Genomic DNA, 12,758 nt, shown 5'->3' with positions numbered 1-12,758 from the left:
GCGACACCGATGGCTGTCGAGTCCGGAACGGCTGCGCCCCCCGCCAAGCAGGGGGGCGCTGCCCACCGCGAGCGGCTCAAAGCAGAGCGCAAAGCCGAACGGCGCAACCGCCGCTACCGGCGAGATATACGCTGGAGCCCGTACGCCTTCATCGCACCCTTCTTCCTCTTCTTCACCGCCTTTGGCCTCTTCCCGCTGCTCTATACGGGATGGACGTCGCTGCACCAGGTCTCGCTGAACGACCCGACAGCGATGGAGTGGGACGGGCTGCACAACTACACGCGCCTGCTGGAGGACGAATTCTTCTGGAACGCGCTGCGTAACACCTTCACCATCGGGGTGATATCGACAGTCCCGCAGCTACTGATGGCGCTCGGAATCGCGCAACTGCTCAACTACCGCCTGCGCGGTTCAACGTTCTTCCGGGTCGCGATGCTCACCCCATACGCCACCTCGGTGGCGGCCGCGACACTCGTCTTCGTGCTGCTCTTCGGACGCGACTACGGGATGGTCAACTGGGCACTCGGCCAGGTCGGGATCGACACCATCGACTGGCAAAACGGCAAATGGAGTTCGCAGATCGCAGTCTCGTCGATCGTGATCTGGCGGTGGACCGGATACAACGCGTTGATCTATTTGGCCGCCATGCAGGCCGTGCCGAACGACCTGTACGAGTCGGCAGCCCTGGACGGGGCCTCCCGCTGGCAGCAGTTCATCCACGTGACGATCCCCTCCCTGCGGCCGACGATCCAATTCACCGTGGTCGTCTCGACGATCGGCGCGACCCAGTTGTTCGGCGAGCCGCTGTTGTTCGGCGGGGCTGGCGGCCAGAAGGGCGGCGCCTCACACCAGTTCCAGACCCTTGGCCTCTACATGTACGAGCAGGGCTGGATCAACTTCCACCTCGGCCGGGCAGCGGCCATCGCCTGGACGATGTTTCTGATCCTGATGGTGATTTTTCCGCTCTATCTCGTTGTGGCGCGGGCACTGCGCAAGGGTCGTGAGGAGAAAGCAGTATGACGGCGAAGGCCATCACTGCGCAGCAGCGCATGACACCGCGGCGCATGGGCGACGCGCGCCACGTGGACGGGCAACTGAGCGGTGGCAGGATCACCTACGCCGTACTGATCCTCTTCACCGCTGGTTCCCTCTTCCCCCTGGTGTGGACAGCCATCGCCGCCTCCCGTACCAACACCCGGCTGGCAGAGACACCCCCGCCTTTCTGGTTCGGCGGAAGGATCTTCGCCAACTTGGAGACGGCCTGGTCCGACGGCAACATGGGCCTGGCCCTGCTCAACACGACCACGGTGGCGGCCACGATCTCGTTCGGCACCGTGCTGTTCTCCACCATCGCCGGCTTCGCCTTCGCCAAGCTGCGCTTCCGCCTCAAGAACGTCCTGTTGATGCTGACTATTGCCACCATGATGGTGCCGCCGCAGCTCAGCGTGGTGCCGCTGTTCATGCTGGTCGCCGAACTGGAGTGGACGAACCAGCTGCAGGCGGTGATCCTGCCGACCTTGGTCAGTGCATTCGGCGTGTTCTTCATGCGGCAGTACCTCACCGAGGCGCTGCCGACCGAGCTGATCGAGGCAGCTCGGGTGGACGGCGTGAGCAGCCTGCGCATGCTATGGCATGTGGTCTTCCCGGCCGCGCGGCCCGCAATGGCGGTGCTGGCCATGCTCACCTTCGTCCAGGCGTGGAACGACTTCTTCTGGCCGATCATCGCGCTGACCCAGGACAACCCGACCGTACAGGTCGCTCTGACCGGCCTGGGTCGCGGCTACATCCCGGACCAGTCGGTCATCATGGCCGGCGCACTCCTCGGCACCCTACCCCTGCTGCTCGCCTTCACGCTGTTCGGCAAGCAGATCGTCGGTGGGATCATGCGGGGTGCAGTCAAGGGCTGAGCCGTGATCGGCGCCAGTTACGCGGCGACCGTGGCCGGCGGCGTGGAGACCCCGGACGCGCAGGCCGGGCTGCTGCGGGCGGCCCGCGAGTCGCTGCAGGCCGCGGTCAACAACACAGACCCTGCTGGACATGCCCAAGTCGGTCGGCCTGTAGGTCGTCAGCAGCACAGCTCGTCGTCGGGCCGGTCGGCCGTCCGAACTGGTCCAACAACCCCCAGGAGCGCTTGAACTAGGAGATCAGGCGCCGGACCGATGTCGTCGGCATCTTCCCCGACCGAGGCGCCATCATCCGCCTGATCGGCGCCCTTCTGGCCGAGCAGAGCGACGAATGGGCCGAACAGCGCCGCTACATGGGACCCGGGATCCTCGGCCGCAGCCGCCTTCACCTGATCGAAGGAAATACCGCCGAGACAACGAACCCGGCAGTCCTCACCGCCTAGCTTTCACAGTGGATCACCGTGGCCGTCGTTACACCACGCCACCGGACGTGACCGGAGAAGTGCGTGGTCGGAAGGCAGCATGTTGCAGAGTTCCCGGACGGTAGTTCCGTGAGGTTGGACGTCTTTTCTGAGCAACCAGAAGAGCTGGTGCGACCGGTTAATACTGCAACCGCATCTGCCGTGACAGGTACCGGAGTGGCTCGTTGTTCCGACTGTGCGATGAATCGTTGACGGTTGAGCAGGTCGAGTCGTGGTCCGAGGGGATAGCCGGGTTCCATGCCCGGTTCGCCCACCGTTTCGGCAGGTCGGAGCCCCGCGAGCGGGCGTCGGACTACCTGAACGGGTTGCTCGCGCCGCTTGAGAAAAAGAACGGGTGGACGCTGTCGGAGCAGGTCGGGCAGCTGCGCCCCGACGGCGTCCAGCGCCTGCTCAACCACTCCGACTGGGACGAGAACGCCGTCCGCGACGACATCCGCGACTTCGTCGTGGAGACCATCGGCAGTGCGGACGGCGTCCTGATCTGCGACGACACCGGCTTTTTGAAGAAGGGCACCAAGTCCGCCGGTGTCCAGCGGCAGTACTCGGGCACCGCGGGGGCTTGTAATTGAATAACTGTCAGATTTGATCTGTGGGGTGTCTTTCGATAGGCGTCCCACGGGCCTTCAGTTGCTCCAGGGTGCGGGCGGGCGCTCCGGGCAATGGCTTGACGGTGATTTTGTGCAGGTCCAGGAGACGGTGCCCGTCCTGGAACTGATTGGACAGGTTGGTGCGGGTGACGCCCAGCAAGTGGGCCAGGAGCGTACTCGTCGATGCTCTGCGGCGGCGTAACAACGCTGTCAGCAGTCGGTGGTAGTGGTCCAGGCTGCTGGTCTGCGGGTGGAGATAGCTGCGCGGACGGTGAAAGCGTCGTTGGAATGCTGCCTCGGCCAAGGCGTCCCAGTACGGCTCCGAGACCGCCACCAAGTGGTCGAAGTCGGAGCGGGCCATGCCCGTCAGGGCCGGGTCGGTGAGCAGTTCGGTCAGGGCCCCCTCTCTGTCAGCCTCGGGTGAGACGTCCCGTTCTGCGGGGTTAGCCTGAGAGGGCACGACAGGAGAACCGCCCCTTATGCCCAGCACTGAGCCCGTCGGGTCCGACCCGGCACCGAGGCCGAAGCGCCGTACCTTCACCTCGGAGTACAAACTGCGGATCGTCGCCGAGTACGACGCCGCGCCCAGGAACGAGAAGGGCGCGGTCCTGCGCCGGGAACGCCTCTACCACTCGCATGTCAAGGAGTGGCGGGCCGCCCGGGATGCCGGGGCCCTGGAAAACCTGGTCGACCGCCGGACCAGCCCCGCCCGCACGAAGAAGTCCGCCGCGGAGGTGGAGAACGAGAAGCTGCGACAGCAGGTGGAGCGGCTGCAGAAGGACCTGGCCCGGAACAAGGCCGCACTCGAGGTGATGGGAAAAGCCTCCGCGCTCTTGGAAATGATCTCCGAGAGCGCGGACTGAAACACGCCACCGACCCCGTGATGGACACCGCGTTCACCGGCGTTCAGGGCCAGCTGGGCATCACGGCCGCGTGCCGGCTGACAGGCCGCTCCCGGGCCACCCACTACCGCAGGCTCAAGCCCCCGACCGACCGCACGCCCCGCTCCCACGTCCAGGCCCAGCCCTCGGCGCTGACGGATCAAGAGCGTGCGGCAGTACTGGAATTGATGAACAGCGCCGAGTACGTGGAGCTGCCGCCCGCGCAGATCTGGGCCCGTGAGCTGGACGCGGGCCGCTATCACTGCTCGGTCTCCACGATGTACCGGATCCTGCGTGACAAGGGCCAGTCCGGCGAGCGTCGCCGTCAGGCCACCCACCCGGCCAAGACCGTGCCCGAACTGGTCGCCACCGCCCCATCCCAGGTCTTCACCTGCCGAGTAGCCGGGAGGAATCTCACCTCCCGGCCCTCACAGAACCGTGCGTAACAGTCTCCCGTTACACGGCTCTTGTCGCCCTGATCGTCAGACCACCGAGATCGCCATCGTCACTCGCCAGTGCGCGAACATCCTCGGGTATCGCTTCACAATCTCCTGGAACTTCGCGATGGCCTTGCGCTTCGGCGCCAACCGCTCGTACTTCCGCCGGATCCAGCGCACCAGATAGGCATTGATGCGCCTGAGGACGGGGTTCATCTCCCACGGCCGGAACCGGCTGTAGTAGTTGACCCAGCCCGCCACCACAGGGTTGATCCTGCGGGCGAGCTGCACGAAGGACAGGTCCGAGCGGGTGTGCAGCCTCCAGGACCGCACCTCCCGCCCCATCTTCTTCAGGGCTTCCTTGCTGACGGCTGGCGTGAACGACAGGAACTGAACTCCCTGCCGGTCGCGGCTCATTCTGGCGCGGAAGGTGTAGCCCAGGAACGTGAACGCCTCGTGCTCGTGCGAGCCGCGACGCCTGGCGTCCTTGCAGTACACGATCCGGGTCTTGTCCGGGTGCAGTTCCAGCCCGACCTCGACCATCCTGTTCCGCAGCGCGTCCAGGACCTCGCGGGCCTGACGCTCCGTGACGCAGTGCATGACCGCGTCATCGGCATACCGCTCGAACTGGACGGACGGGAACTCCCGGTCCATCCAGAGGTCGAACGCGTAGTGCAAGAACAGATTCGCCATCACCGGTGAGACCGGAGCCCCTTGTGGGGTTCCGCGCTCCCGTTGCAGCAGGGAGCCGTCGGGCATGACGAGCAGGGCGGCGAGCCACCTGCGCACGTACAACTTCACCCAAACGGCGTCGGTGTGAGCCTCCACCGCCTTGACCAGGAGATCCCAGGGCACGCTGTCGAAGAACCGGGCGATGTCGAATTCGACGACCCAATCCCGTTTCCAGCAGCGTTCCCGACACTTCTCCACGGCGTCCAAGGCGGACCGCCCCGGCCGATACCCATAGCTGTCCGAGTGGAACACTGGATCCACCCGCCGCATCAGGTGCCGGGCCACGACGGTCTGCGCCACGCGGTCCGCGACAGCGGGAATGCCGAGCATTCTCGTGCCGCTTCCTTGCGACTTTGGAATTTCCACCGCGCGCACCGGAGGCGGGAAGTATGAGCCCGATGACATCCGGTTCCAGATCTTGTAGAGATTACCTCTCAGATCCTTCTCGAAGTCATCGATACTCTGCCCGCCCACTCCCGGGGCGCCTTTGTTCGCCCTGACTTCCTCCCATGCCTCCTTGATCTCCCACTTGGAAATTTCAAACGGCTTGGTCCTCGACTTCAACTGGCCCACCGAATTCCTCCCGGAGTGCTTCCGGTTGACGCGATCAACACAGTCACGAACGACCCGGCCCCTTCGCTCCGCCCCCGTTACAGGGGCATCCCCACTACTACGGGCCGGTCCGCCAGCAGGACCCGGGTCGGTACTCAGCTCCTTGCAGATTCCGCTGCTCGAAGTTCTCCCTCTCGTCCACCGCCGAGCGGCGGGACAGTACCGGGACCTGCCTTCTCCTGTTCCGTACGGACGCCGCAGACCGGGCTCACGTCGCCTACATGCCGGACGCCACCTGACCAATAGACGGGCTCCCGTCAGGCTCATCCCGGGGTCTATCCCACACCCCGGTTTTGACGCCACCTGATTGTTTTACGACACGTCAGCAGCGATTCACTTGCGTTCGTCTTCCCGGTCCCCACCTGACATCTCTTCCGATGCCTTTTCCTCATCGCTCACCACGACGGTCTTCAGCCAACGCAGCATGAGGCGGTTTGAAATCTCCCCCCGCAGGGCGACTTCGAAGGGCCAACGAAACCTTCATCATCCGTACAGCATCACTTACAGAAAGCCGCCTATACGCGCTTCCTTTCCGTGTTCAGGACACAAGGGACATCACCAAGCTCGCCGGACCGGCCAAGGGCACCTGGTACCACGCCTACGTCGTCATCGACATCTTCAGCCGCTACATCGTCGGCCACACCGTCGAACGCGCCGAATCAGCAGAGCGTGCCGAGGAGTTGATCCGGGACACCATCGAGCGCAACGGCATCGTGCCCGAGACCGTCCACGCCGACCGGGGCACCTCCATGACCAGCAAGAAGGTCTCCCAGCTGCTGATCGACCTCGGCGTCACCCGCAGCCATTCCCGGCCGAAAGTCTCCAATGACAACCCCTACAGCGAGGCCCATTTCAAGACCACCAAGTACATGTCCGACTACCCCGAGCGGTTCGATTCCCTGGCCCACGCCCGTGATTGGTTCGACGCGTTCATCGCGTACTACAACCACGAGCACCGGCACTCGGGCATTGGATGGCACACGCCCGCCAGCGTCCACTTCGGCACCGCCGAGGAGGTCCGCGACCAGAGAGCCGTCACGCTCGCCGAAGCGTTCGCCCGCCACCCCGAACGCTTCGGTCGCCGCCCCACACCGCCCGAGATACCCCAGCAAGCGTGGATCAACGACCCCGCCAAGCGCAGGGAAACCACACCACAGATCTCATAGCCACACAAACGTCTCACTGGACTTGAAATCCACCGGCCGGGTCGATCCGGCGACGAGTCCGTGGCGCCTCGGGAGGCTTGGGCGGGGCAGGTGCGAGGGTGTAGTTCCAGTCGCCGTGGAACGTGCTCGGTGTGATCGGCAGAGCGTGGAACTCGGCTGGCGTGACGGTCGTGCCAAGGTGGTAGCTACCGGTGTCGAGTTCGGCCCCGATCGAAAGCCCGGTCGTGGTGGTCGTTGCGGCGATGGTCTCGAGGGCGACCTCGTAGCTGGTCAGCGGCCGTCCTCGCCAGTTCGCGGTGATGTGGCAGAACATTCGGTGTTCTATCTTGTTCCACTTTGATGTGCCAGGTGGGAAGTGGCAGACCGTGATCTCGAGCCCACTCTCCTGCGCGAAGGCGTGCAGGTGCTTCTTCCATGTCCAGCGGCGGGGATCGTTGGAGCCGCCGGAGTCGGCGGTGATCAGCAGCCGGGTGGCGTCCGGGTGGTCAGCTTGTCCGCGGTGCTGCCACCAGCGGCGGATGGACTCCACCGCGAACTCGGAGGTGTCATGGTCGGTTCCGACGTTGACCCAGCCGCTGTTGTGGGCGATGTCGTAGATCCCGAAGGGGATGACTACCGGCTGGTCGCTTGTGATGAAGGTGTGGCAGTCCACTTTGATCGGGTTTCCGCCCGGTCGCCAGGTGCGGCCGGGCCGGTCGCGGTCGCCGAGCCACTCTTTGGCCTTGGTGTCGATACTGATCACCGGCTGGTTGTCGTTGAGGAAGGCGGCGGCGGTGCGGTTCAGGTGGGCGAACTGGGCGTCGCGGTCCGGATGGCCGACGCCCTCGTGGGTCTTCGCGGTGCCCTGCAGGCTGTAGCCCAGGTTGTGCAGCAGGTGCCCGACGGTCGTGGCGCTGACCGGGTGGCCCTGGTCGGTCAAGGACGATGCCAAGGCGCGCAGCGACAGCGTGGTCCAGCGCAGCGGGGAGACGGGATCGCCGCGAGTGTGCGGCTCGATCAACGCCTCGAGTGCCGGCAGTAGACCGGAATCGGTGGCCGTCAAAGGCTTGCGGCCGCCTCCCGGAACCCGGATCCGACGGGTCGGTGCAGGCTGCCCGGCCAGTTCGACGATGCCGCGTGCGATGGTGGCGGTGCTGGTACCGGAGGCCGTCGCCACCAGAGCGATGCCGCCGTGGCCGATCGCGGTGGCCTCGCTGGCCAGATAGAGCCGACGACGGCGCTCATCAAGGTGCGGCAGGATCTGGTCGAACTTTGTCTGCAGGGCTTCGGCCGCTGTACGGGGTTGCGGATGCGTAGCCATGCCACAGCCTCCCACCGGCACCCTGACGATGACGATGCTTCAGATCAAATCTGACAGTTATTCAATTGCAAGTCCCGGGCCGGACCGAGAACTGCCAGATCGGGACCTTCCTGGCCTACGCCTCGGCGAAGGGGCGAGCCCTGATCGACCGGGAGCTCTACCTGCCGTCTTCCTGGACCGATGACCGGGACCGCTGCCGCGCTGCCGGGATCGACGACGAGGTGCCCTTCGCGACCAAGAACGAGCATTTCCGGCAGATGCTGCAACGTGCCATCGACGCCGGCGTTCCGTTCGCCTGGGTGACCGCGGACGAGGCGTACGGGCAGGTCAAGCACACGCGGGCCTGGCTGGAGGAACGCAAGATCGCGCATGTCCTGGCCACCAAGGTCAACGACACCGTGATCACCACCAGTTGGGCCGAGTCGCGCGTCGACGACCTCATCGCCGCGCTGCCACGGCAACGCTGGAAGCGTCTGTCGGGCGGGCAGGGCGCGCACGGGGAACGGATCTACGACTGGGCCCGCGTCGCAATCCGCCCCTGCTGGGAAGAGGGATTCGGGCACTGGGTCCTGGCCCGCCGCAGTGTCAGCGACCCCACCGAGATCGCTCACTACGTCTGCTACGGACCGGCCATCTCCCGGCTGAAAGACCTGGTCAGGGTGGCCGCCGCGAGGTGGGCAGTGGAGGAGTGCTTCCAGACCGCGAAGGGCGAGTGCGGCCTGGACCACTACCAGGTCAGGCTCTACCGGGCGTGGTACCGGCACATCACCCTGGCCATGGCCGCACTCGCCTACCTGACTGCCGTCCGCGCCGCAGAAGCCGCAAAAGGGGCACCGCAGACGACGAGCAAGACCTCATACCCCTCAGCGTCCCGGAGATCCGCCGGTTGATGGGCCACCTCGTCAAGCCCCGTCACCAGACCAACGAGCACCATCTGCACTGGTCACGCTTTCGACGACGCAGCCAGGCCCGAGCCCGCCGCTCCCACTACAAACGTCGAGGCCACAACCCCCAAATGCGGTTGCAGTATTAAGGTAGGCATTCAGAAGGAATGCGGCTGACTGATGACGGTGTGTGAGACGTGCTGGTCAAGCGGCTTGTTCGATCGGGGGCATCCAGAGGTTGCCGGTAAAGGCGTGGTGGATGGCCTCGAAGGCGCTCAGGCCGTGCTTGCGGGCGGAGTCGAGGTAGGAGCGCACGGCGAGCCAGGCCGTCGCACCGTGTTCGGACTGGTGGCAGCCGGAGATCTTCAGCTGGGTCTTGACGGGCCGCAGCGCTCGCTCGCCGCAGTTGTTGGTGAAGGGCGTACGTCGGGGGTCGTCGGCGAACCGCAGGATCGAGTGGGCCTGGTCCCGCAGGCGTTCGAGCAGGTTGCGGGCCGGGGACTGTTTGCGGCCCGGTGCTCGGGGGTGCTCGGAGAGTCCGACGGTGATGCCGTGGTGGAAGGCGCCTTGGTGCAGCAGCAGGGCCTCGGGGGTGATCTCGCCGATCTCGCCGGCGCGTACCCGCAGGGCCTGGATGTTCAGCCCGGCCAGGGCCCAGCGGATCTGTTGGTGCCACTTCTGGTGGGGGAAGTCCTCCTCCGCGGCGGTCAGTTCACGGATCAGATGGGCACCGCACAACTGGTGGCTGCAGTGCGGATAGCCCGCATACAGCGACAGTGAGTCGTGGACCAGGACGCCCCGGTAGTGGGGCAGCACCCCGCCCGCGTCCGCCCCGGCGCGCGAGCGCGGGGCGAGATGGAGCAGGGTGAGGAGGTCGGTGCAGGCCACGTGCAGCCAGCGCCGCACGGAGCCGATCCGGGTGGTGGTCTCGTCCGCGTGCAGGACGTGCCCCATCACCAGCAGGGCCCGGATCAGGTTCACGGAGTCCGCGACCAGGCCGGCGGCCTCGGGAAGCAGGGAGGCGACCCAGCCGGTGGAGACCTCCGCCCCGGTCACATCCCTGACCAGCTGCGCGGTCCGCTCAACAGGAATGTGCTGGAAGACCAGCAGATAGACGGCGAGCGCGCGCAGGTTCGGCCCGTAGGAGGACGGGGACCCGGCGATCCGTCCGGGCATCGGCTGGGCGGTGATGGTGCCGCAGGCGCACCGGCAGCGGTGAGCCCGGTGCTCGGTGATCTTCACCGTGGACAGGGGAATGTCCCGGACCTGGCGCCGCTCGAAGCCGACGCTGTCGCCCTGGCCCAACGTGCTTCCGCAGCCGGTACAGGCCGCCGGGACATGGTCTTCGGTGGCATCGGGCCTGTCGGTCATGGCCAGACCGGACCCGCCGGAGCCGGGCTGACGGCCCCGCTTGCGTCCGCTCTTGGGCTGCGGCTTCTTCTCCGGACGGCCGAAGGTGTCCGAGGAGGGCGGCATCGAGGAGTTGCCCGAGTTGCGGCCAAGACGCCGCTCCAGCTCCGCCACCCGAGCCGTCAACCGCTCGTTGGCCACCGCGAGTTCGGCCGCCCGGGCCTCCGCCGCATCGGCCCGCGCCTCCGCCGCTGCCACCTGCCGCTGGAGCAGCCCGATCAGCATGAGGAGATCCTCACGCGATGCGGACTCCAGAGCGGACGACATGCACGGATCCTGCCGCACCCACACCACACCTGTCACATCGTCAGGAGACTGACGCACAGCCGACCTTCTGAATGCTTACGTATTAAGTGAGGAGCAACTTGCTGCACTCTCCAAACGACTTGGCCGCGCAGCCGCTCCGGACAGGCAATCGTCCGGCTTTGACAGTAACCCGCGTGCAGGGCACCGTGATCATGATGAACGCCTTGTATGAGCGCTACATGACCGCCGCCCACGAGCACACTGTCCACAGCACTACGTGCACGGCCTGCCAGGCTGACACCACCTGCGCGTCCGCCACGCGTCTCCTTGAAAGGTTCAGCCGACTTCAAGACGCGTATAACACCCAGTTAGCGCAGAACGGAGAGAACCCCACAGTATGTCAGCAGCAGCCCATCAGCCACCACATCACGAGGGAATGAGCACGCAGCAACCCGCCGCACTTGCCATCTCGGCGTACGACTCGGCAGTATGAGCCGACAAGCGAAGCGATGCATGCCCCCACACGCTCCAGGCGCATTGGGCAGCGCGTGCCCCGGAACACACCACGCGCCAGGCGGGCCCTGCCCTTCCATCGCCTAGGAACAGGGCCCGCACTACACATTCTCCTCCAGCGCCTGGAGACCGTTCCGCTCCTGCTCGCGGGCACGTGACCTTCGAAAGCAAGGTGAACTGCGCGCAGACGGCAGCCGTTGTAGGCGGTGAAGGCTCCCGTCTACCGTGGGGGTGACAGGAAACAGGCGGCCGACTCTCCCTGGCCGCTGCCTGAACCAGTCCGCCCTCTCCCCGCTCTTGGGGCGAACTGCAAGTGGCCTCGCGCGTCCCGTCGAGGCCTCGGGCCGTGAGCGAGCGGCGGCCCGAGACGACTCTGCCCCTGAAATTGCCCTTCAGAGGCAGAGTCGCCTACTGCGCAGGAGGCAGCCTCCCCTCAGCCACACTGAGGCCATGACCACCCGGCTCCTCGTCGACGCATGGGCCGCCCAGGCCGGCACCCACGCGTCTCGCTCCGCCGCGGCAAACTCACCCACCATGCCCACGACAACGCCGGCCGCGCCCCTCATCGACCTCAACGAAGTAACGCCGCACCTACTGAGGTTTTCCGGTTGTCGTCGGGTAGTGACGGTTGATGATCCTTGCGGTATGCCGTTGGTATGCGTCATCCGGAGGGTGGGGAACTTCAGCCGGAAGATACCCGACCAGGAACCCTGTTCGACCTTCACGTTCCAAGATCGGCTGAGATACGGCTTCTCACTCCAGCTCAGTAAATCGACGCCAGCTCACAACCCCTCCGCGGAAGTCGCTGAAGCCGGTGAGTAAGGGCGGATATGCGGTGTTCGATCTGTGCTCTGTAGCGACGGCGCATGAGTCCAGGGGTCCGGGCGGGCGAGGGCGTCCGATCCCACGCTGCCAGTAGGACATAGCCAAGGTGCCTGGCGTCGTCGGAGTCCGGCATGTGTAGCCAGGCCGACGCAGCACGGACCAGATCGTCGGTGGCCTGCGTGTAGTCGCCTTTGAGCGCCCAGGCGCGGGCAAGCTCGAGGCTTTCATGCGCCGCGCACCCGTAGTGACCGTCCAGGAAGCGAGCGTAGGCGCCTAGTTGTCGTAGGCACAGTACGCACTCGGGATTGATATCATACTCAGCCATGATGCGCCAGACGAGCCGATCGGCCTGTCTGGCCGCGAGCATGTACTGGCGTGTATCGATCGCTGTATTGATCAATTGCACGCGCTTATGCAGGGCTTTCGGTGGAGACTGCGACGAAGTGAAGGGTGCACCTAGCAGCGACACGGGGCCCTCCTCTAGGGGCGGTACCAAGGCGGTGGGGCAGCGACTTGGTGTGCCTGCCCTGGTGCGGAGAGTTCGGCAGGGGATAGCTGTGCGCCTGCTGATCCGGTAACTGCACCTACGTGCTCAGACTTGCAGTGGTTCACTGAGTTTCTGTCAATCTGCTGGTAATTACCGCGAGTTGGACTGTCCTGTGCAGCGACGAAGCGCCTGATAAACGGGCCCTCGACCAAGATCACCCGTGTCCGCCAGAGGTTAAATGACGAAGTCAGACCGCCTGCGCGACGTGGGGTGTGGGTGAATGCCGATGGTC

Annotated in this window: 10 protein-coding genes and 4 pseudogenes; 9 read left to right on the top strand and 5 right to left on the bottom strand. The window is 65.5% G+C overall.

What is annotated here, in order from left to right:
• The first annotated feature begins 9 nt into the window (after positions 1 to 9).
• The 5 genes and pseudogenes from OG395_RS57005 to OG395_RS56990 all read left to right on the top strand — a co-directional run.
• Entirely contained in the window at positions 10 to 1,020 is a 1,011-nt protein-coding gene (locus OG395_RS57005) for a carbohydrate ABC transporter permease (RefSeq protein WP_327250026.1), read from the top strand.
• A gap of 29 nt (positions 1,021 to 1,049) precedes the next feature.
• Positions 1,050 to 1,907, top strand: coding sequence for a carbohydrate ABC transporter permease (locus tag OG395_RS57000; RefSeq protein WP_442818845.1), 858 nt, complete (start codon positions 1,050 to 1,052; stop codon positions 1,905 to 1,907).
• A 3-nt stretch (positions 1,908 to 1,910) separates the two neighbouring features.
• Entirely contained in the window at positions 1,911 to 2,135 is a 225-nt protein-coding gene (locus tag OG395_RS59045; RefSeq protein ID WP_442818829.1) for a DUF6245 family protein, read from the top strand.
• Positions 2,108 to 2,347: pseudogene (locus tag OG395_RS56995) on the top strand (transposase); the annotation flags it as partial. The gene OG395_RS59045 and the pseudogene OG395_RS56995, both read left to right, overlap by 28 nt.
• A gap of 227 nt (positions 2,348 to 2,574) precedes the next feature.
• A pseudogene (locus tag OG395_RS56990) lies at positions 2,575 to 2,943 on the top strand (transposase); the annotation flags it as partial.
• A gap of 19 nt (positions 2,944 to 2,962) precedes the next feature.
• On the opposite strand, the gene OG395_RS56985 reads toward OG395_RS56990, so the two are convergent.
• Complete coding sequence (locus OG395_RS56985) at positions 2,963 to 3,433, bottom strand: hypothetical protein (RefSeq protein ID WP_442818828.1); 471 nt, start codon at positions 3,431 to 3,433, stop codon at positions 2,963 to 2,965.
• 19 nt (positions 3,434 to 3,452) lie between these two features.
• Here OG395_RS56985 and OG395_RS56980 point away from each other — a divergent pair, with 19 nt between their 5' ends.
• Entirely contained in the window at positions 3,453 to 3,836 is a 384-nt protein-coding gene (locus OG395_RS56980; protein ID WP_327241097.1) for a hypothetical protein, read from the top strand.
• Between the two features lie 20 nt (positions 3,837 to 3,856).
• Complete coding sequence (locus OG395_RS56975) at positions 3,857 to 4,300, top strand: hypothetical protein (protein ID WP_327250025.1); 444 nt, start codon at positions 3,857 to 3,859, stop codon at positions 4,298 to 4,300.
• Between the two features lie 36 nt (positions 4,301 to 4,336).
• On the opposite strand, the gene ltrA is transcribed toward OG395_RS56975, so the two are convergent.
• On the bottom strand, positions 4,337 to 5,596 hold the full coding sequence (ltrA, locus tag OG395_RS56970) for a group II intron reverse transcriptase/maturase (RefSeq protein ID WP_327250024.1): 1,260 nt from the start codon (positions 5,594 to 5,596) through the stop codon (positions 4,337 to 4,339).
• Positions 5,597 to 6,069: 473 nt separating this feature from the next.
• On the opposite strand from ltrA, the gene OG395_RS56965 reads away from it, so the two are divergent.
• Positions 6,070 to 6,801 (top strand): DDE-type integrase/transposase/recombinase, encoded by a 732-nt coding sequence (locus OG395_RS56965; RefSeq protein ID WP_327250023.1) that lies wholly within the window; start codon positions 6,070 to 6,072, stop codon positions 6,799 to 6,801.
• A gap of 34 nt (positions 6,802 to 6,835) precedes the next feature.
• Here the strand turns inward: OG395_RS56965 and OG395_RS56960 are convergent.
• Positions 6,836 to 8,101, bottom strand: a pseudogene (locus tag OG395_RS56960) (ISAzo13 family transposase); the annotation flags it as partial.
• Positions 8,102 to 8,178: 77 nt separating this feature from the next.
• Between OG395_RS56960 and OG395_RS56955 the strand changes: the two are divergent.
• Positions 8,179 to 8,991, top strand: a pseudogene (locus tag OG395_RS56955) (IS701 family transposase); the annotation flags it as partial.
• 198 nt (positions 8,992 to 9,189) lie between these two features.
• On the opposite strand, the gene tnpC reads toward OG395_RS56955, so the two are convergent.
• Both tnpC and OG395_RS56945 read right to left on the bottom strand, forming a co-directional pair.
• The gene (gene tnpC, locus OG395_RS56950; RefSeq protein WP_327249919.1) at positions 9,190 to 10,662 is read right to left on the bottom strand and encodes an IS66 family transposase; all 1,473 of its coding nucleotides are present in this window, start codon (positions 10,660 to 10,662) and stop codon (positions 9,190 to 9,192) included.
• A 1,255-nt stretch (positions 10,663 to 11,917) separates the two neighbouring features.
• Positions 11,918 to 12,448: a hypothetical protein gene (locus tag OG395_RS56945; protein WP_327250022.1), complete on the bottom strand. Its 531-nt coding sequence runs from the start codon at positions 12,446 to 12,448 to the stop codon at positions 11,918 to 11,920.
• Positions 12,449 to 12,758: the final 310 nt, after the last annotated feature.

The organism is Streptomyces sp. NBC_01320, assembly GCF_035974375.1.
In the GTDB taxonomy this organism is placed as follows: domain Bacteria; phylum Actinomycetota; class Actinomycetes; order Streptomycetales; family Streptomycetaceae; genus Streptomyces; species Streptomyces yanii.
The sequence above is the reverse complement of the archived record's forward strand: the minus strand, read 5'-3'. Positions and strand labels throughout refer to the sequence as shown.

Excerpts from the sequence above, each read along its gene's own strand:
- OG395_RS57005 (WP_327250026.1), top strand. The coding sequence starts at position 10 with ATGGCTGTCGAGTCCGGAACGGCTGCGCCCCCCGCCAAGCAGGGGGGC.
- OG395_RS57000 (WP_442818845.1), top strand. The coding sequence starts at position 1,050 with ATGACACCGCGGCGCATGGGCGACGCGCGCCACGTGGACGGGCAACTG.
- OG395_RS56980 (WP_327241097.1), top strand. The coding sequence starts at position 3,453 with ATGCCCAGCACTGAGCCCGTCGGGTCCGACCCGGCACCGAGGCCGAAG.
- OG395_RS56975 (WP_327250025.1), top strand. The coding sequence starts at position 3,857 with ATGGACACCGCGTTCACCGGCGTTCAGGGCCAGCTGGGCATCACGGCC.
- tnpC (WP_327249919.1), bottom strand. The coding sequence starts at position 10,662 with ATGTCGTCCGCTCTGGAGTCCGCATCGCGTGAGGATCTCCTCATGCTG.